The following is an 18,318-nucleotide window of genomic DNA, read 5'->3' on the forward strand; positions in this document are numbered from 1 at the left end:
CCCTTCAGAATCCGAGGTAGGCGTGGCGCAGGTCGGCGTCGTCGCGCAGCCGGGCGGCGGGGGCGGCGAGGACGACCCGGCCGAGCGACATCACGATGCCCTGGTCGGCGACGGCGAGCGCGCTGCGGACGTTCTGCTCGACCAGCAGCACGGTCAGCCCGGTGTCGTCGCGCAGTCTCCGCAACAGGGCCATGGTCTGTGCCACCACCCGGGGAGCCAGGCCGAGCGACGGCTCGTCGAGCAGCAGCAGCCGGGGCCGGCCGACCAGGGCCCGGCCGAGGGCGAGCATCTGCCGTTCACCACCGGAGAGCTGGTGACCGAGGTGGCGCCGCCGCCGGGCCAGCGGCTCGAACAGCTGGTAGACCTCGTCGAGGGCACGCGCGGCGTCCGCCCGGTCCCGCCGCCACAGCGCGCCGAGGCGCAGATTCTCCTCGACGGTGAGTTCGCCGATGACGCCCCGGCCTTCCGGCACGTGTGCCACGCCGCGCCGGACGAGTTGCTCGACCGGGGTGCCGCGCAGGTCCGCCCCGTCCAGGAGGATCCGGCCGGCGCTCGGGCGCAGCATGCCGGACAGGGTGCGCAGCAGAGTGGTCTTGCCGGCGCCGTTGGCGCCGATGACCGCGGCGATGGTGCCCGCGGGCACCCGCAGGTCGACGCCGTGCAGCACCGGCACCGGACCGTAGCCGGCGGCCAGGGTCTCGGCGGCGAGCAGGTCGCCGCTCATGCCGGCCCTCCGCTGCGCTTCGGGCCGTCATGAGGCACCGACGCGCCGAACCGATGATTCACTCGCTGACGCTCGCTCATGCCGGCCCTCCGCTGCGCTTCGGGCCGTCATGAGGCACCGACGCGCCGAACCGATGACTCACTCGCTGACGCTCGCTCATGCCGCTGTCTCGTCGACGTCGGCGCCGAGGTAGGCGTCCACCACGGCCGGGTCCTCGCGGACCGCCGCGGGTGTGCCGGCGGCGACGACCCGCCCGAAGTCCAGCACCACGATCCGGTCGCAGACCGCCATGACCAGGTCCATGTGGTGTTCCACCAGCAGCACGGCGCAGGGGTCGACGGCCCGGTGCGGCAGCCGCCGGATCAGGTCCGCCAGCGCGGCCACGTCCTCGGCGCCGAGGCCACCGGCCGGCTCGTCGAGCAGCAGCAGCCGGGGACGGGCGGCCAGCGCGCGGGCCAGGGCGACCCGCTGGCGTACGGCGAACGGGAGCGTGCCCGGCACGGCGCCGGCGTGTGCCGCGATGCCCAGCTCGTCCAGGACGGTGTACGCGTGCTCGCGCAGCCGGCGCTCGTCGCGATCGCTGCGCGGCAGACCGAGCAGGGCCGCCAGCAGGCCGGCGCGCGCGTGTGCGCGGCGCCGGCCATCACGTTCTCCAGCACCGTGAGCCCGGCGAACAGGCCGGTGCCCTGGAGTGTCCGGGCGACGCCCAGCCGGGTGAGCCGGTGCGGACGCGGGCGCAGTGGCCGGCCGTCGAGGCTCAGTGAGCCGTGGTGCGGGGAGACGAAGCCGCAGACCACGTTGAACAGCGTGGTCTTGCCGGCCCCGTTGGGGCCGATCACCCCCACCACCTCGCCCGCGCACACCTGTAGCGAGACGTCGTCGAGGGCGGTGAGGCCACCGAAGCGGACGCCGATGTGGTGCAGTGCGAGACCGTCCGCCATCAACCCATCCCTCGCCCTCGATCATTCTTATTACACTGGGAGTGTACGTTTCTCGCGTGTTTCGTCAACACCTTCGATACCTGGTCGTTACCGATTGGAGCGGGCCGGGCCGATGCTCCCGCCGGCACCCGCCGGAGCCGGCGCGGCCAGGTCGACCAGCCGGGCCAGGGCCGCCCGGTGCCGGTCGGCGGTGCCGAAGGCGACGGCACCGCTCTTGGCCCGCTTGAGATACAGGTGCGCCGGGTGTTCCCAGGTGAAGCCGATCCCACCGTGCAGCTGCACGCAGGCCTCCGCGGCCCGCACCGCGACCGGGCCGCAGTACGCCTGCGCCAGCGCGGCCGCCAGCGGCGTCTCCGGATGGCCGGTCGCGAGCCGGTCGGCCGCGTGGCGGGCCACCGCCCGGGCCTCGGTGATCTCCACCCACAGGTCCGCCAGCCGGTGCTTGACCGCCTGGAACGACCCGACCGGCCGGCCGAACTGACGGCGCGTACGCACGTGCTCGATGGTGGTGTCCAGGCACCACTGGGCCAACCCGACCTGCTCGGAGGCGAGCAGCCCCGCACCGGCGGTCAGCGCGACCGACACCGCGCGGGTCGCCGCCGGGCCGGTGGCGACCCGCCGGCCCGGTGCACCGGCGAGCACGAGGTCGGCCAGCGGGCGGGTCGCGTCGAGCGACACCACGGGGTTCATCCGCACCGCCGCGGCGGCGGCGTCGACGGCGTAGAGGCCGTCGGCGGCCGGCACCAGCAGCACGTCGCAGGGCAGGGCGTCGGCCACGCCGGTCACGGTGCCGCGGAGCACCGGGCCGGGCTCCACCGCGACCGGTTCGGGCCGGGTGTCGGGAGCGGTGGCGAGGCCGACCGCCAACACCACCGCGCGCTCGCCGGCGGCCACCGCGCCGAGCAGTTCGGCGTCGCCGCACGCGAGCAGGGCGCGGGTGGCCACCGCGGCACCCAGGAACGGCACCGGCGCGACCGCCCGGCCCAGTTCCTCCAGCACCACCGCGACCTCGCGGAAGCCCGCACCGGCGCCGCCGTGCTCGACGGGCACCGCCAGCCCGGTCACGCCGAGCTGGTCGACCAGCAGCCGCCACAGCGCCGCGTCGTACGGCTCGTCGTCGTCGAGGCCGGCGAGGGTCCGCTGCCACGGGGCGTGCGCCACCAGCAGGGCCCGTACGCTGTCGCGCAGCGCCTCCTCGTCCGCGCCGTAGAGCAGGTCGGTCATCGGTCCACCCGGGGTTCGGCGGGCAGCCCGAGCACCCGCTCGGCGATGACGGTGCGCAGGATCTCCGACGTGCCGCCCTCGATGGAGTTTCCCCGGGCGCGCAGGTAGCGGTATGTGGCGGTGCGGCCGAGCAGATCGGGTTCCACCGGCCGGCGCATCGCCCAGTCGTCGTGCCGCAGGCCCTCGGCGCCGAGCAGTTCCACCTCCAGTCCACTGATCCGCTGGTTCAGCTCGGCGAAGGAGAGCTTCACCGCCGACCCCTCCGGCCCGGGCGCACCGGCCGCGACGAGCTGGCGCAGGCGCAGCGCGGACAGCCGGGCGGCCTCGGCGCGCACCCAGGACCGGAGCACCTCCTCGTGCAGGCCGGCGGTGCGCAGCTCGGGCCGCTCCCGCCAGAGACGCGCCAGGACGCCGACCATGCCACCCTCCCGGGGCAACGGCCGGCCACCGATCGCGACGCGCTCGTTCATAAGCGTGGTGCGGGCGATCTGCCAGCCCTCCCCCACCGCGCCCACCCGGTGGGCGTCCGGAACCCGGACCCCGGTGAGGAAGACCTCGTTGAACTCCGCCTCGCCGGTGAGCTGGCGAAGTGGGCGTACCTGCACTCCTGGTGCGGTCATGTCGCAGACGAAGTAGGTGATGCCACGATGCTTGGCGACGGCCGGGTCGGTCCGGGCCAGCAGGATCGCCCACCGCGCCTCGTGCGCCATCGACGTCCACACCTTCTGTCCGTCGACCACCCAGTCGGCGCCGTCGCGGACCGCACGGGTGCGCAGGCTGGCCAGGTCCGATCCGGCCTCGGGCTCGCTGAACAGCTGGCACCAGAGCTCCTCGCCGGTCCACAGCGGGCGCAGCCAGCGCCGGCACTGCGCCTCGGTGGCGTGCCGCAGCAGGGTCGGCGCGGCCATGCCGAGCCCGATGCTGTTGCGCCGGGGCCGGTTGTCCGGCGCACCCGCCTCGGCGAAGGCCGCGTCGACCACCGCCTGTAGCTGCGGTGGCGCGCCCAGGCCGCCGTGCCCGGGCGGGTGGTGCACCCAGGCCAGCCCGGCGTCGAAGCGGGCCCGCAGGAAGCCGGCCCGGTCGCCGCGCGGGTCGTGCGTACGCAGGAACTCGGCGACCAGCCCGCGCAGCCGGTCGGCGGTGTGCTCCGGCACTCGGCACCTCCATTCTAGTTGCACTGGCAATGCAACATAGTGCCGCCGGTCCTCGGGACGGAAGACCGGCGGCCGGACGGGTGCGGGGCGGTCGGCCGCGCGACCGCCCCGAGCGACGTCAGTGCGGGCAGGTGTTGCGGTACTCCTCGATCGCCAGGCCGCTCGGCCCCGGGCAGAGGAACGGGTCGTAGCGGGTGTCGTCGTCGACGAAGCGCTTCAGCCAGGCCACCATCTGCTTGGCCGTGGGCGTGTTGACCGAGTTCGGGAAGAAGTGCCCCTCGGCGTTCAGCTCCAGGTACGCCTTCTCGGCCGACGCCGGAATGCTGTTGTAGAACGGCTCGGAGTGCGACGAGACCGAGGCGACCGTGTCGTACTCGCCACCGACGATCAGCGTCGGCACCCGCACGTCCGACCAGTTCTTGCTCAGGTTCCACGGTGCCAGCGGCACGGCGGCCTGCAACGACGGCCGACTCTCGGCGGCCTCCAGGCTGCCGCCGCCGCCCATCGAGTGACCGGCCACGGCGAGCCGATCGGCGTCGATCCGGCCGCGCACGGAGCTCCGCTCGGTCAGGTAGTCCAGCGCGGCCAGCAGTTGCCGCCCCCGGCTGGCCGGCTGGTCGAAACGGCTGTTGGTGTCGATGCCGATGACCACGAAGCCGTGCGAGGCGATCCGCGGGCCCAGCCAGTCCAGGCTCGACCACGAGGCGGTGTAGCCGGGCGAGATGGCGACGGCGCCGAAGGTGCCCTCACTGGTGGTGGTCGGGTAGTAGATGACGCCGCCGCCGAAGCCGATCACCAGCGACGAGACGTTCGTCGACGAGATGGCGAAGGGGCCGCGGCCGGCCTCCAGGATCGCGTTGGTCGGCGCCGGGCCGCGCTCGTACGGGCTCGCGGCCTGGGCGGCGGGCGAGGTGGCGACGACGCCGCCGGCGGCCAGCACGGCGGCCATCGCCAGCCGGGCCGCGAGGGAGAGGAAACGGGGACGGGTGGTGGTGGGTGATCGCACGTCGGGTACTCCCTTTGAGTCGGAGCTGTATCGACTGCGATCAGTGTTTGGGCTGGCTCGCCGGCGGCGCATCGGCAAAATCACCAGTCCACCGGGGCCGCCGGCGGCTACCCATCGACGTACCACGATCCCATGCCATCCGGAATCACTCAACGGCGCCCCGCGCCCGACGCCGGGCGACGAACGGTCCACTCGACGACGTCGAACCCAAAGAATAGTAAGGTTTATAAACAGTTGGTGCTACGATCACATCCGTCGATGCGCGGTCCGGCCGTCGACCCCCGCTCACCCGCGGAAAGGAGTGATCACATGTCGAGATTGCGCACCGTGGCCGCGCTCGCGGCGCTGGCGCTCGCCGGCGCGCTGCTGGCGGTCATCCCGTCGACCGCCGCCTCCGCCGCCGCCTGCGCGACGGCGTGGCAGTCCTCGGCCGTCTACACCGGAGGTATGCAGGTCTCCCGCAACGGCCGCAACTACCAGGCGAAATGGTGGACCCAGAACGAGGCCCCACCCGGCACCACCGGCGTCTGGCAGGACCTCGGTGCCTGCGGCGGCGGCACGCCGCCGCCCTCCGGCGGCACCTGCAACCATCCGAACTGGGTCGCCGGCACCTGGTACCCCGCCGGCAGCGTCGTGCGCTACACCAACGGTCAGTACTACGTCGCCGAGCACGACAACCCCGGCTACGACCCGATCATCAGTACCTGGTACTGGGATCCGTACACCTGCTCGGGCACCCCACCCACCAGCGGCCCACCGCCCACCAACCCGGGCGCCTTCGTGGTCAGCGAGGCCCAGTTCAACCAGATGTTCCCGGGCCGCAACTCCTTCTACACGTACTCCGGCCTGGTCGCCGCGCTCGGTGCCTACCCCGCGTTCGCCCGGACGGGCAACACCACGGTCCAGCGCCAGGAGGCCGGCGCCTTCCTGGCCAACGTGTACCACGAAACCGGTGGCCTGGTGCACATCGTGGAGCAGAACACCGCCAACTACCCGCACTACTGCGACGGCGGCCAGCCGTACGGCTGCCCGGCCGGTCAGGCCGCCTACTACGGGCGCGGGCCGATCCAGCTGAGCTGGAACTTCAACTACAACGCGGCGGGCAACGCCCTCGGGCTGCCGTTGCTGACCAATCCCTGGTTGGTGCAGAACGACGCCGCCGTGGCCTGGAAGACCGCGATCTGGTACTGGATGACGCAGCACGGCCCCGGCACGATGACCGCGCACAACGCGATGGTCACCGGCGCCGGGTTCGGGCAGACCATCCGCAGCATCAACGGCTCGATCGAGTGCAACGGCGGCAACCCCGCCCAGGTGCAGAGTCGGGTCACCCGGTACCAGCAGTTCGTGGGCATCCTCGGGGTGCCCGCCGGAGCGAACCTCTACTGCTGAACCCTCGGCCTGGCGCCGCCGCACACCTCGGCGGCGCCAGGCCGGTCAGCCCACCTTCGCGGTGGCCCGGTCGATGATCGCGGCGTAGTCGATCCCCGCCGGCAGCGTGCCGTACGCGTGACCCCGGTCGCCGGCGAGCCGGGAGGCGCAGAAGGCGTCGGCGACGGCCGGGTGGCCGTGCCGCACCAGCAACGCGCCCTGCAACACCAGGGCCAACTGTTCGACCACCCGGCGGGCCCGCACCTCCAGGTCGGCGGGGTCGGCCAGGGCGGCCCGGACCTGGCGCACCGCGGTGTCGAGCCGCGCATCCGCGCCCGCGGCGGCGTCGACCTCGGTGTGGAACGCCGCCACCACCTCGGGCTGGCCGGCCAGCGCGCGCAGCACGTCCAGCGCCGCCACGTTGCCGGAGCCCTCCCAGATGGAGTTCAGCGGCGACTCGCGGAACAGTCGCGGCATGCCGGACTCCTCGACGTAGCCGTTGCCGCCCAGGCATTCCAGGGCCTCGGCGGCGTGGCCCGGCCAGCGCTTGCAGACCCAGTACTTGCCGACGGCCAGGGCGATCCGCTTGAACGCGGTCTCCGCCGCGTCGCCCCGGGCGGACCGGTCCGTCGCCCCGGCCAGGCGCATCATCAGCACGGTCGCGGCCTCGGACTCCACCGCCAGATCGGCCAGCACGTTGCGCATCAGCGGCTGGTCGGCCAGGTACCGGCCGAAGGCCCGCCGGTGGGCGGCGTGGTGCACGGCGGTGATCACCCCCTGGCGCATGCCGGCCGCCGCGCCGATCACACAGTCCAGCCGGGTCAGGTTGACCATGTCGATGATGGTGCGGACACCCCGGCCCTCGTCGCCGACCCGCCACGCGACCGCGTCGTCGTACTCGACCTCGGCGGAGGCGTTGGAGCGGTTGCCGAGTTTGTCCTTCAGGCGCATCAGCCGCATCGGGTTGCCGGTGCCGTCGGGCAGCACCCGGGGAACGAGGAAGCAGGTGAGCCCGCCCGGCGCCCGGGCCAGGGTGAGGAAGACGTCGCACATCGGCGCCGAGGTGAACCACTTGTGCCCGACCAGCCGGTAGCTGCCGTCGGGCTGGGCACGCGCGACGGTGGTGTTGGCCCGCACGTCCGAGCCGCCCTGCTTCTCCGTCATCGACATGCCCGCCAGCAGCCCCCGCTTCGTCGACGGCACGCGCAGCCCGAAGTCGTACGTCCGGGCGGTGAGCAACGGCTCGTAGCGTTCGGCCACCTCGGGGGCGTGCCGCAGCGCCGGCACCACCGCGTACGTCATCGAGATCGGGCAGCCGTGACCGGCGTCGGGCCGCCAGGTGTAGAACTTGGCGGCCCGCGCGACGTGCGCGCCGGCCCGCGCGTCGGCCCAGGGCGCGGCGTGCAGTCCATGGCCCACGGCGGTACGCATCAGCTCGTGCCAGGAGGGATGGAACTCCACCTCGTCGACGCGGTGGCCGTAGCGGTCGTGGGTACGGAGCACGGGCGGGTGCTCGTTGGCCAGCCGGCCGTGCTCGGCGGCCTGTTCGGTGCCGGCCAGCCGGCCGAGCTCGTGCAGCTCGGCGGCGGCCCAGCCGGCGCCCTCGCGGGCCAGCCCGTCGAGCAGGGCCGGTTCGTCGGCGGTGTCGTGGCCGACCAGCGGCGGGACCTGGTTGAACACCTGGTGTGTGGTCACGGCGAGACTCCCAGCGCGCGGTGGATGAAGGTGGTCAGGCCGCCGATGGTGTCCGGGCCGGCGACGCCGGCGGCCAGCGGGCCCACCAGCGCCTCGGCCAGGGCACCGACCACGGCGGTGGAGGTCAGCTCGGGATCCTGCGGCGGCAGTTCGCCGCCGGCCACGCCGTCGGCGATGTAGCCGGCGAGCAGCGCGGCGTGGGCGCGCCGGAACACCAGCCGCTGCGCCTCGACCGCCGGGTCGACCGGCTCGGCGAGCAGCGCGTACGCCAGTCGCGGAGACCGTAGGGCCCGGCCGGAGAAGGTCTCGACGACCGCCCGGATCCGCGCGGCGGCGGTGCTCTCCCGGGCGGCGGCCCGGGCGACCGCGTCCACCTCTCGCTGGCTGGCGGTGCGGAACACCTCGGCGAAGAGTTCGGCCTTGGCGGGAAAGTGGCGGTAGACGCTGCCGGTGGCCACACCGGCCCGTTCGGCCACGGCGGCGACCGAGCAGCCGGCGTAACCGGCTTCGGCCAGGATGCCGATCGCGGCGGCGACGATCCGTTCCCGCGAGGCGGTCAGCCGCGCCTTCACCCGCTCCGTGCTCCGGTAGGCCACCCAAGGATTGAATCATCATTCATTTCTTGCCGGCAAGCACCTCCGGCGACAGGTTCGTTCCCCCGCACGGGTCGCCGCTCAGGGCAGCGGCTTGGCGAACCAGTGGTGGGCGTACGGGTTGTCGTTGTAGCGCGGGATCTCCTGGTAGCCCTCGGCGCGGTAGAGCCGCATCGCCTCGGTGAGGGTGCGGTTGGTGTCGAGGCGCACGCTGGTGGCGCCGGCCGCCGCGGCGTGCCGCTCCAACTCGCCCAGCAGGCGACGCCCGACGCCGAGCCCGCGCACCGAGTCCGACACCCAGAGGCGCTTGATCTCGGCCGGCTCGCCCGGTGGCAGCCGCAGCCCACCGCAGCCCACCGCCTCGGTCGAGATGGTGGCGACCAGGAAGAGGCCGGCCGGCGGCACGAATTCCTGCTCGTCGGCGCCGGCCTGACCCAGCTCGAAGCCGGCGTCGAAGCGCTCGGTGAGTTCTCGCGCGTACGCCCGCAGGCAGGCGCGGGCGCGCGGTTCACCGGGATGGCAGGGGCCGATGGTGACCAGCGACGCCGTCAACAGGCGCTCGACCTCGGCCATGGCGCGGGTGAGCCGGGCGCGTTGGCCGTCGGTGAGCGGCGCCAGGACCGACCAGGCCAGCTCGTCGGACCTGCCGTCCAGCAGGTGCCACTCGGCGCGGCCGGCGTCGGTGAGGCGGACGGTACGCACCCGACCGTCCCCCTCAGCGGGCCCCACCAGGACGAGGCCCGCGCCCTCCAACGTCCGCAGCAACCGGCTGAGGTAGCCCGCGTCGAGCCCCAGCCGGGTCCGCAGCGCCGCGACCTCGGCGCCCGCCGGGCCGATCTCCCACAGCAGGCGCGACTGCGCCAACGGCCGGTCACGGGCGAGGTAGCTGTCGTCCAGCGCGCCGACCCGCTGGGTCACGGTGCGGTTGAAGCGCCGTACCGTCTCGACCAGTCCACGATCCATGATTGCTGACTTTAGTCAGTTATTCCGGGACCCGGTAGTCGGCCACCGCCGCCACCGCCGCCAGCACCCCGGCACAGCCGTAAAGGACCGCCGCGGCACCGACGATCCCGGCGAGCGGGCCGAGCGCGTTGGTCGTCAGCAGCAGCGCCAGACTCTGCACGAGGACGAGCACGGACTGCACCCGGGCCAGGTGCGTGACCGGCGCGGCGACCAGGATCAACGGACCGACGTGGGTGGCGAAGAGTCCGGAGCCGGCACCGACGACCATCCCGGCACCGACCGCCGCCAGCGGCCAGCCGCCGACGACCAGCACCGCCGAGCCGCCCGCGACCAGCAGGACCACTCCGGCGGCGGCGACCAGCAGACCGGCGGATGCCGCCCGACCCGGGCGGGACGACGCGCCGCGCAGCAGCACGGTCACCGCGACGGTGACGGTACCCAGCGCCACCGCCGCGACGACGGAGCCGGCGGCCTGCGACGACCATGCCCGTTCCCGGCCCAGCAGTGGTACGAGCAGCGAGGGGACCGGCAACAGGAAACCCGCCGCGACACCGGTGACCAGCAGCGCCGGCCGCAGCGTGCGGTGCCGCCAGGCAAGGCGCAGTCCGTCCAGCGCCGTCCGCCAGACCGCTCGGGTCGGCTCCGCCCGGTGGTCTGCCGACCTGTCCGCCTCCGCCGGTTCGGCGCCGCTCCTGCGCGGGCGCAGGGCCAGCAGGACGCACAGCATCACCAGGAAGGTCGCGGCGTTGGCCAGGGCCACCGCCGCGAGCCCGGCGGCGACCAGGATCAGGCTGCCCACCGGCGGTCCGGCGAACAGGGCGAGTTGCCCGGCCAGGTGACGGGCCGACATCGCGCGGGCGAGGGCGACCGGCGGCACCAGGAGCCGGGGCACCGAGCCCGTGCTCGGCAGGTAGAAGGCGTCGACGATCCCGATGGCCAGGGCGGTGAGCAGCAGGGGCAGCCGTGGGTCGGTCGACGACCAGACGGCGCTGGCCAGCGCCACCATCACCACGACCATCGCGGCGTCCGAGCCGACCATGACCGGCCAGGCGCCGACCCGGTCGGCAACCGCCCCGCCCACCAGGAGCAGGAGCACCCGGGGCAGGGTTATCGCGGTCAGCACGAGCGCAGCGAAGCTGCCGCCCCGGCCCGCCGCGACCCAGCCCATCGCGAAGGCCGTGGCCTGCACACCGACCAGGCTCGACGCCGTGCCGCCGAGCCAGGCCCAGTACCTGCCCGGCACCGCCGTCCGGCGACCTGTCGCTACGACCACCATGGCTCCCCCGTCCACCGCGGGCCGGCGGGGGGCCGACCCGTCTCGCGTCCGGAGGACTTTCCGGCCTCGACGGGGTCGAGAGTCAAGCTCCGGCGATGCGGTCCCGCGTCGCACGCCGCGAGCCGGCCGGCCGGCCTGGAGCAACGGCCGGAATTACCGCGGCGGATTGCCGGCCTGTTTCGGCCTGACGACATTCCGGAAACCCAGGGGTTGCGCGGCCAGCAACATTGCCGCTATGTTAGCGATAACATAGATGATACGTCATATCATCTCTGATCCGGGAAACACCGCGGCCCGCACGCCGCGCACCCGCCGGGGCGTGGCCGTTCGCGCGCATCAGCCCGGCCACGCCACGTGCCACCGGCCGGCCCGTCCCGGCCAACTCATCAGCCCCGAATCCAGGAGGCCGCCATGCCGTACCCGTCCCTCAATCGTCGGCACGTACTCCAGGCCGCTGGCGCGGCGGCCGTCGCCACCGCCGTCGGCCCCCACCTCGTCGGCGGCTCCGCCAGCGCGGCGATCTCCCCGGCCCGGCCCGACATCGGCGTCTCCGCCCACGCGTTCGAGATGGGACAGGTGCGGTTGACCGCGAGCCGGTGGCTCGACAACCAGAACCGCACCCTGAACTACCTGCGCTTCGTGGACGTCAACCGGCTGCTCTACAACTTCCGCGCCAACCACCGCCTGTCCACCGGTGGCGCCGCGGCGACCGGTGGCTGGGAGGCGCCGAACTTCCCCTTCCGCACCCACTCGCAGGGGCACTTCCTGACCGCCTGGTCGTACCTGTGGGCGGTGCTCGGCGACACCACCTGCCGTGACAAGGCCAACCACATGGTGGCCGAGCTGGCCAAGTGCCAGGCCAACAACGGCGCCGCCGGCTTCAACACCGGTTACCTCAGCGGCTTCCCCGAGTCCGACTTCACCGCCGTGGAGAACCGCACGCTCAACAACGGCAACGTGCCGTACTACGCCATCCACAAGACCCTGGCCGGGCTGCTCGACGTGTGGCGACACATCGGCAACAACCAGGCCCGCGACGTCCTGCTGGCGTTCGCCGGCTGGGTGGACTGGCGCACCAGCCGACTGAGTTCGGCGCAGATGCAGGCGATGCTGGGCACCGAGTTCGGCGGGATGAACGCCGTGCTGACCGACCTGTACCAGCAGACCGGCGACGCCCGCTGGCTGACCGCCGCCCAGCGGTTCGACCACAACGCCGTGTTCAACCCCCTGGCGGCCAACTCCGACCAGCTCAACGGGCTGCACGCCAACACCCAGGTACCGAAGTGGATCGGCGCGGCCCGCGAGTTCAAGGCCACCGGCACCACCCGCTACCGGGACATCGCCAGCAACGCGTGGAACATGACGGTCAACGCGCACACCTATGTCATCGGCGGCAACAGCCAGGCCGAACACTTCCGGGCGGCCAACGCCATCGCCGGTTACCTGCGCAACGACACCTGCGAGGCGTGCAACACGTACAACATGCTCAAGCTGACCCGAGAGCTGTGGCTGCTGGACCCGAACCGGGTCGCGTACTTCGACTTCTACGAGCGGGCGCTGCTCAACCACCTGATCGGGGCGCAGAACCCGGCCGACAACCACGGGCACATCACCTACTTCACGCCCCTACAGGCCGGCGGCCGGCGTGGCGTGGGGCCGGCCTGGGGTGGCGGCACCTGGAGCACCGACTACAACTCCTTCTGGTGCTGCCAGGGCTCGCAACTGGAAACCAACACCACCCTGATGAACTCGATCTACTTCCACAACGACACCACGCTCACGGTGAACCTGTTCCTGCCCTCGGTGCTGACCTGGTCGCAGCGCGGCATCACGGTCACCCAGAGCACCACCTACCCGGTCAGCGACACCACGACCCTCACCGTGACCGGCGACGTCGGCGGGTCGTGGACGATGCGGATCCGCATCCCGGCCTGGACGCAGGGCGCGACGGTGAGCGTCAACGGCGCCGCGCAGAACATCACCACCACCCCGGGCACGTACGCCACCCTCACCCGATCCTGGACCTCGGGCGACACGGTGACCGTACGGCTGCCGATGCGGGTGATCGTGCAGCCGGCCAACGACGATCCGAACGTGGTGGCCCTGACCTACGGCCCGGCGGTGCTCTCCGGCAACTACGGCAACACCGCGCTCTCCGCCCTACCCGCCCTGGCCACCACCTCGGTCAACCGGACCAGCACCTCGGCGTTGGCCTTCACCGCCACCGCCAACGGCGCCACGATCAACCTGGGCCCGTTCTACGACGCGCACGGACACAACTACACCGTCTACTGGAACTCGGGCGGCCAGGACGGTCCCGCCGGAGCCACGTTCCGGCTCTTCAACGCGGCCACCGGTCAGGTGCTCGGCATCGAGAACATGTCCACCGCCGACGGGGCCCCGGCCCTGCAATGGGGCGACAACGGCACCCTGGACCACGACTGGCAGCTGGTCGTCGACGGCAGCGCCGTGAAGTTCCGCAACGCCAACAGCGCCAAGGTCCTCGGCGTACAGAACATGTCCACCGCCGACAACGCGCAGGTCCTGCAATGGTCGGACACCGGCACCGCCGACCACCGGTGGACGATCGTCGACTCCGGCGACGGCTCACACAAGATCCGCAACGGGCACACCGGCAAGCTGCTCGCCATCCTCAACGGCTCCACCGCCCAGGGCGCCCGGGTGGTGCAGGATCCGGACAACGGCACGCCGGACAACCAGTGGCGGCTCGTGCCCAACGGCACCCGCCGGATCCAGAACCTGGCCACCGGCCTCGTGCTCGGCGTGCAGAACATGTCCACCGCCGACGGCGGCCTCGTGATCCAGTGGGGCGACACCGGCACTGCCGACCACCTCTGGACCGCGATCGTGGACAGCAACGGCTACCTACGGCTGCGCAACTCGCACAGCGGCAAGGTGCTGGGCGTGGAGAACGGCGGCAGTGCCAACGGCACCCGGGTGGTGCAGTGGGCCGACAACGGGTCGGCCAGCAACCGCTGGCGGCTGCGGTACGGCGCCAACGGCTACTTCCGGATCCAGTCCGCCAACGGCGGCCGGGTCCTCGGCGTCACCGGAGCCTCGTCCAGCCAGGGCACCCAGATCGTGATCTGGGACGACTACGGTGCCAGCGACCACCGCTGGCGGTTCGTCTGATCCCCGCTGCGGCCACCACGGCTTGCCGGGCGGGCGGCGTCCCGTCCGGCCGTCGACCTGCCCGCCAGCTGGCCGGAGAAGCGGTCCTGCCCGGCCCCGGTGCACCCGGGCCGGGCATCCGGTCAGCGGCGGGGCGGTGGGCCGACGCTCAGGCGGGACACCAGGGACGGCGCGATGGTCTCCCGCAACGCGCCGCCACTGGCCGACTCGATCTGGGCCAGCAGCATCTCCAGGCTCGCCCGGGCCACCGCGTCGAAATCCGGCCGCACGGTGGTCAGCGGCGGGATGAAGTAGGCGGCCTCGGGGACGTCGTCGAAGCCGACCACGCTGAGGTCGTCGGGCACCCGACGGCCGTGCTCGTGCAGCGCCCGCAACACACCGAGGGCGAGGTGGTCGTTGGCGGTGAAGACGGCGGTGACGTCGGGCATCCGGGCCAGCATCTGACCGCACCGGTAGCCGGCCGCCGCGGACCAGTCCGCCGGCACCAGCGGCGGGATCTCCGCTCCGGCCGCGAGCAGGGCCGCGCGCCAGCCATCGATGCGGCCGGCACTGTCGAACCAGTCGGACGGCCCGGAAACGTGCCAGACCGTGCGGTGTCCGGCGTCGAGCAGGTGCTGGGTGGCGGCTCGGGCACCGGCGGCCTGGTCCACCGTGACCAGCGGCATCGGCCGCCGGGGATCCCCGTCGACGGTGACCAACGGGACGTCCTTCGGCAGACGCTCCAGGGCCTCGCCGGCCGACTCCACCGGGGCGATCACCACGATGCCGGCGACCCGGTGCGCGAGGTGCCGCTCGACCGCCGCGGAGATGGAGCGGTGATCGAGGTCCTTCACGCTGCCCACGCTCACCGCGAACCCCGCCTCGGCGGCGGTCTGCTCCAGCGCGGCGAGCAGCGACGCCGGACCGTAGAGGGTGGTGTTCTGGGCTATCACGCCGATCACCTGCGATCGGCCGGTGACCAACGCACGGGCCGCCCGGTTCGGCCGGTAACCCAGCTCGACGATGGCCGCCTGAACCCGCAACCGCGTCTGCTCACGCACGTTCGGGTGGCCGTTCAGCACTCGCGAAACCGTCTGGTGGGAGACACCAGCGAGGCGGGCCACGTCCGTCATCGCAGGATCGCGTACGGCCATCTCACACTCCCGGCATGCCCGTCAGTCGCCGCTGCCCGTCGACGTTGACTGGCACGGCCTGGATACAGAGATCCCCTCGCGCGGCGCCCACACCGGCCCGTGCCGTCCGGGTGGAGAGCGCTAGATCGCGCACAGTCTACGCCAGCGACGGCTCCGGCCGCGGGCAGGTCAGAGACGTGTGACGGATGTCGGTCGCGCCGTCGATAACGGTTGACAGACGACGCTCTGGCGACATCACGAACTCGGCCACCGCCACGCCCGTACGGGTGTGGCGGTGGCCGGTGGGGCGGGCCCTGCGGACGTACGCGGGTGGCGCCCGGAATCACCGGGCACCACCCGCCGGTCACCCTCGTGCGGTGACCTCCGCCCCGGCGGGCGGCGCTGCCGGAGGTGAGCGCCGCACCCGCTGCGAGGACCCCGCGATCATCAGGATCAGGGGGTGGCCAACTCGAAGCGTCGCACCGTCACCGCGCCGCCCAGTGCCTGGGTGGCGTGGTTGAAGATCGCGAACCGGTATCCCATGAAGAACGTCCAGTTGTTGTTGAGCGTCAGCGCGTTGCCCAACGGGGTGAAGTTGATCCCGTCGGTGCTGTACGAGAAGCGCGCCTGCCGGCCGGAGCCCGGCCTGATGTCGGCGTTGGCACGCAACCAGATCCGGCCGCCGGAGACGGCGGCGCTGGCGACCTCGCTGCCGGTGCTGGTGGTGTCCCAGTTGCCGTTCATGCTCAACCCGTTGGTCATCACCACCCGGGTCGCACCGTTGTCCCGTCTGACGCCGATCCAGGCCGAAGCGTCCCGCAGCATGGCCAGGCCGGTGCGGTCACCGTCACGCATCGTCGAGTAGTCGAGCTCGACCGTCGCGGTCGAGGTCGGCCCCTGGATGCGGTGGGTCACCGTGTTGCGGGCCCGGTACAGGTCGTTGGTGACGGTGGCGGTCTCCAGGCGCAGGCCGTTGTTCACCGACCATCGGCTGTTGTCCGGGTTGTGGTTCCACTCCCACTGCGGGCCGAGGGTGGTCCCGGTGAACGTGTCGACGCCGGTGAGGGGTTTGACCGGACGCAGCGGCAGCGGGTTGGGGTAGTTGACCCCCCAGGCGCCGTTGACCGTCTGCACCTGCGGCCAGCCGTCGGCGGTCCAGGTGATCGGCGCCAGCGTCGGCATCCGGCCGCCCGGGTACGCGTCGGTGAACGCCATGTAGTACCAGGCGCCGTTCTGGGTCTGCACCAGCCCACCCTGGTGGGGTACCCCGCCGCCGGAGATCGGGCCCTGCATGTTGAGCAGCACCTGCCGCTGCTCGTACGGGCCGAACGGCCCGTTTGTGGACTTCAGCACGTACTGCCCGTTGGCGGGGCGGGTCAGCCAGATGTAGTAGGCGCCGTTGCGCTTGTAGAAGCGCGCCCCCTCCAGGGTGCCGATGCTCGACGGCGTCTGGTAGACCTGCTGGGTCCGCACCTGAGTGCGGCCGTCCGCCGACAGCTGCGCCACGCTGATGGTGCCGTTGCCGTACGCGACGTACATGGTGTCGTTGTCGTCGATCAGCATGCCGGCGTCGTAGTAGCAGTTGGGGATGGTGGCGTGCCGGCTCCAGGCACCGTCGACGGCCGACGCGGTGTAGATGTGGGTCTGGGCGAAGTCGATGCAGCCGGCCCAGTAGAACGTCTGGTTGCTCGGCCGGTAGTTCAGGGTCGAGGCCCAGATGCCGTCGACGTAGGCATGTTGGCCATTGGCCATGTCGTACTTGGCGCCGAAGTCCAGCCGGGGCACCGAATGCCCGGCGAACTCCCAGTTCACCAGGTCGTACGAGCGCAGCACCGGGGCGCCGGGCGAGTAGTGCATGGTCGAGGCGGACATGTAGTACGCGTCACCGACCCGGATGATGTCGACGTCGGCGAAGTCCTGCCAGACCACCGGATTGGTGAAGTTGCCGCCGGGGGTGCCGGGGTCGCCACCGCCGTCGACGCGGACGAGTTGCCACTGCTGGTTGTTGCCACCCCAGTCGTCGTACTGCACGATGTTGCCACCGTCAGCGGTCGAGGCGCCCTGCACCTCCAACACCTTGTTGCTGTTCCGGTTGATGAACCGGACGTAGTCACCGGCCGAGTCCGCCAGCCGGAACTGCTGGTTCGACCCATTGTGGTCGGCCCACTGCACGATCGCCGCACCGTTGGCCGTCGACCAGTTGTAGACGTCCAGCACCTTGCCGGACAGCCGCGACTTCAACCGGTAGTAACCACCGCCGGAGTCGACGAACTGCCACTGCTGCTGGTTGCCGTTGTTCCGGGCCCACTGGGTGATCCGCGCCCCGTCGTTCGTGGCCAGGTTGTACACGTCCAACGCCTTGCCACTGTTGCGGTTCAACAACACGTACCACGCGCTCGTGTCCACCGTCGCGGCCGTCGCGGGCGACGGTGCCACCGCCGCCAGCGCGCCGCCCACCACCACCGCAACCAGCACGGCCGCGGCGCGTGACAACCACCCACGCCCACCCGGCACGGTCCGTGAGACCTCGCCAATCGCAACCATGATCCTCCTTCAGGAATGAGAGCCGAACGATCGGGCGGGACCGGTCGCTACCGCGGCCAGGGCATCGCCTCCGGGCAGACCATGTGATCGCTAACATCGCCTCCCGCCCAAGGAGGCTGCTCACATGGTCAGAGTTCTCAGAGCGATGCGAAGGGCCCGGCCAGCCATAGGTATCGTCCGTCTTCACTATCGACTGTGAGCGATAACATGTCGTTAGTCAAGACGTAACATCGACGACTTGCGCTCGAATCCACAAGGGTCCCGGGTCGACCGTGGCGGCTGGCCGGGGGTGCCGCGGCGACAGGTACGCCGGCCACGCGGGCCTCGCCGGTGGCGACGCCGGACCGGCGCCGACGAGGTGCGGAACCGGCGCCGGGTGGAGCCCCGGCCGGCGCGCGCCGGCCGGGGACCGGCCGCCCGCGCGGCGGGCGGGTGCCGGCGGTCGGTCGCCGGCGAGTGCGAGCTGACCGGGCCGCCCGCGCGCGGCGGGCGGCCCGGTGGTCGTACCGAGTCGTCCTGCCGCGGCCACGTCCGCCGCCGTCTCCCCTGCGATCCACAGGCC

At 72.3% G+C, this 18,318-nt stretch carries 12 protein-coding genes and 1 pseudogene; 2 read left to right on the forward strand and 11 right to left on the reverse strand.

Translation table 11 applies throughout. From position 1 onward, the window contains the following. Window positions 1-4: 4 nt before the first annotated feature. The 5 genes and pseudogenes from KIF24_RS15100 to KIF24_RS15120 form a co-directional block, all read right to left on the reverse strand. Window positions 5-724 (reverse strand): ABC transporter ATP-binding protein, encoded by a 720-nt coding sequence (locus KIF24_RS15100; RefSeq protein WP_221084569.1) that lies wholly within the window; start codon window positions 722-724, stop codon window positions 5-7. Window positions 725-880: 156 nt separating this feature from the next. Then, a pseudogene (locus tag KIF24_RS35085) lies at window positions 881-1,665 on the reverse strand (ABC transporter ATP-binding protein). Window positions 1,666-1,752: 87 nt separating this feature from the next. Beyond that, the gene (locus KIF24_RS15110; RefSeq protein ID WP_221084570.1) at window positions 1,753-2,889 is read right to left on the reverse strand and encodes an acyl-CoA dehydrogenase family protein; all 1,137 of its coding nucleotides are present in this window, start codon (window positions 2,887-2,889) and stop codon (window positions 1,753-1,755) included. Beyond that, window positions 2,886-4,043 carry an acyl-CoA dehydrogenase family protein gene (locus tag KIF24_RS15115; RefSeq protein ID WP_221084571.1) on the reverse strand — a complete coding sequence of 386 codons (1,158 nt, stop codon included), beginning with the start codon at window positions 4,041-4,043 and terminating at the stop codon, window positions 2,886-2,888. Before KIF24_RS15115 ends, KIF24_RS15110 begins: the two co-directional genes overlap by 4 nt. A 118-nt stretch (window positions 4,044-4,161) precedes the next feature. Beyond that, window positions 4,162-4,992 carry an alpha/beta hydrolase family protein gene (locus tag KIF24_RS15120; protein WP_221087369.1) on the reverse strand — a complete coding sequence of 277 codons (831 nt, stop codon included), beginning with the start codon at window positions 4,990-4,992 and terminating at the stop codon, window positions 4,162-4,164. A 366-nt stretch (window positions 4,993-5,358) separates the two neighbouring features. On the opposite strand from KIF24_RS15120, the gene KIF24_RS15125 reads away from it, so the two are divergent. Continuing rightward, the gene (locus KIF24_RS15125) at window positions 5,359-6,441 is read left to right on the forward strand and encodes a glycoside hydrolase family 19 protein (protein ID WP_221084572.1); all 1,083 of its coding nucleotides are present in this window, start codon (window positions 5,359-5,361) and stop codon (window positions 6,439-6,441) included. A gap of 45 nt (window positions 6,442-6,486) precedes the next feature. Here the strand turns inward: KIF24_RS15125 and KIF24_RS15130 are convergent, their stop codons facing one another. The 4 genes from KIF24_RS15130 to KIF24_RS15145 form a co-directional block, all read right to left on the reverse strand. Beyond that, window positions 6,487-8,115: an acyl-CoA dehydrogenase family protein gene (locus tag KIF24_RS15130; protein WP_221084573.1), complete on the reverse strand. Its 1,629-nt coding sequence runs from the start codon at window positions 8,113-8,115 to the stop codon at window positions 6,487-6,489. After that, window positions 8,112-8,711 carry a TetR/AcrR family transcriptional regulator gene (locus KIF24_RS15135; RefSeq protein WP_221084574.1) on the reverse strand — a complete coding sequence of 200 codons (600 nt, stop codon included), beginning with the start codon at window positions 8,709-8,711 and terminating at the stop codon, window positions 8,112-8,114. The genes KIF24_RS15130 and KIF24_RS15135 overlap by 4 nt, the downstream gene beginning before the upstream one ends. Window positions 8,712-8,789: 78 nt before the next feature. Continuing rightward, a complete protein-coding gene (locus KIF24_RS15140; protein WP_221084575.1) occupies window positions 8,790-9,671 on the reverse strand; it encodes a bifunctional helix-turn-helix transcriptional regulator/GNAT family N-acetyltransferase in 882 nt (293 codons plus the stop codon). Between the two features lie 19 nt (window positions 9,672-9,690). Then, complete coding sequence (locus tag KIF24_RS15145) at window positions 9,691-10,944, reverse strand: MFS transporter (protein WP_331461144.1); 1,254 nt, start codon at window positions 10,942-10,944, stop codon at window positions 9,691-9,693. Between the two features lie 414 nt (window positions 10,945-11,358). Between KIF24_RS15145 and KIF24_RS15150 the strand changes: the two genes are divergently transcribed. Then, window positions 11,359-14,100: a beta-L-arabinofuranosidase domain-containing protein gene (locus KIF24_RS15150; protein ID WP_221084576.1), complete on the forward strand. Its 2,742-nt coding sequence runs from the start codon at window positions 11,359-11,361 to the stop codon at window positions 14,098-14,100. Between the two features lie 122 nt (window positions 14,101-14,222). On the opposite strand, the gene KIF24_RS15155 is transcribed toward KIF24_RS15150, so the two are convergent. Together KIF24_RS15155 and KIF24_RS15160 are read right to left on the reverse strand one after the other, a co-directional pair. Then, the gene (locus tag KIF24_RS15155) at window positions 14,223-15,212 is read right to left on the reverse strand and encodes a LacI family DNA-binding transcriptional regulator (protein ID WP_221087371.1); all 990 of its coding nucleotides are present in this window, start codon (window positions 15,210-15,212) and stop codon (window positions 14,223-14,225) included. 453 nt (window positions 15,213-15,665) lie between these two features. Next, window positions 15,666-17,756, reverse strand: a complete 2,091-nt coding sequence (locus KIF24_RS15160) for a family 43 glycosylhydrolase (RefSeq protein ID WP_221084577.1) — start codon at window positions 17,754-17,756, stop codon at window positions 15,666-15,668. Window positions 17,757-18,318 lie beyond the last annotated feature (562 nt).

Origin of the sequence: Micromonospora tarapacensis, from assembly GCF_019697375.1 — a bacterium.
Taxonomy (GTDB): Bacteria; Actinomycetota; Actinomycetes; order Mycobacteriales; family Micromonosporaceae; genus Micromonospora; species Micromonospora tarapacensis.

Excerpts from the sequence above, each read along its gene's own strand:
- KIF24_RS15125 (WP_221084572.1), top strand. The coding sequence starts at position 5,359 with ATGTCGAGATTGCGCACCGTGGCCGCGCTCGCGGCGCTGGCGCTCGCC.
- KIF24_RS15140 (WP_221084575.1), bottom strand. The coding sequence starts at position 9,671 with ATGGATCGTGGACTGGTCGAGACGGTACGGCGCTTCAACCGCACCGTG.
- KIF24_RS15100 (WP_221084569.1), bottom strand. The coding sequence starts at position 724 with ATGAGCGGCGACCTGCTCGCCGCCGAGACCCTGGCCGCCGGCTACGGT.
- KIF24_RS15160 (WP_221084577.1), bottom strand. The coding sequence starts at position 17,756 with ATGGTTGCGATTGGCGAGGTCTCACGGACCGTGCCGGGTGGGCGTGGG.
- KIF24_RS15110 (WP_221084570.1), bottom strand. The coding sequence starts at position 2,889 with ATGACCGACCTGCTCTACGGCGCGGACGAGGAGGCGCTGCGCGACAGC.
- KIF24_RS15120 (WP_221087369.1), bottom strand. The coding sequence starts at position 4,992 with ATGGCCGCCGTGCTGGCCGCCGGCGGCGTCGTCGCCACCTCGCCCGCC.
- KIF24_RS15150 (WP_221084576.1), top strand. The coding sequence starts at position 11,359 with ATGCCGTACCCGTCCCTCAATCGTCGGCACGTACTCCAGGCCGCTGGC.
- KIF24_RS15155 (WP_221087371.1), bottom strand. The coding sequence starts at position 15,212 with ATGACGGACGTGGCCCGCCTCGCTGGTGTCTCCCACCAGACGGTTTCG.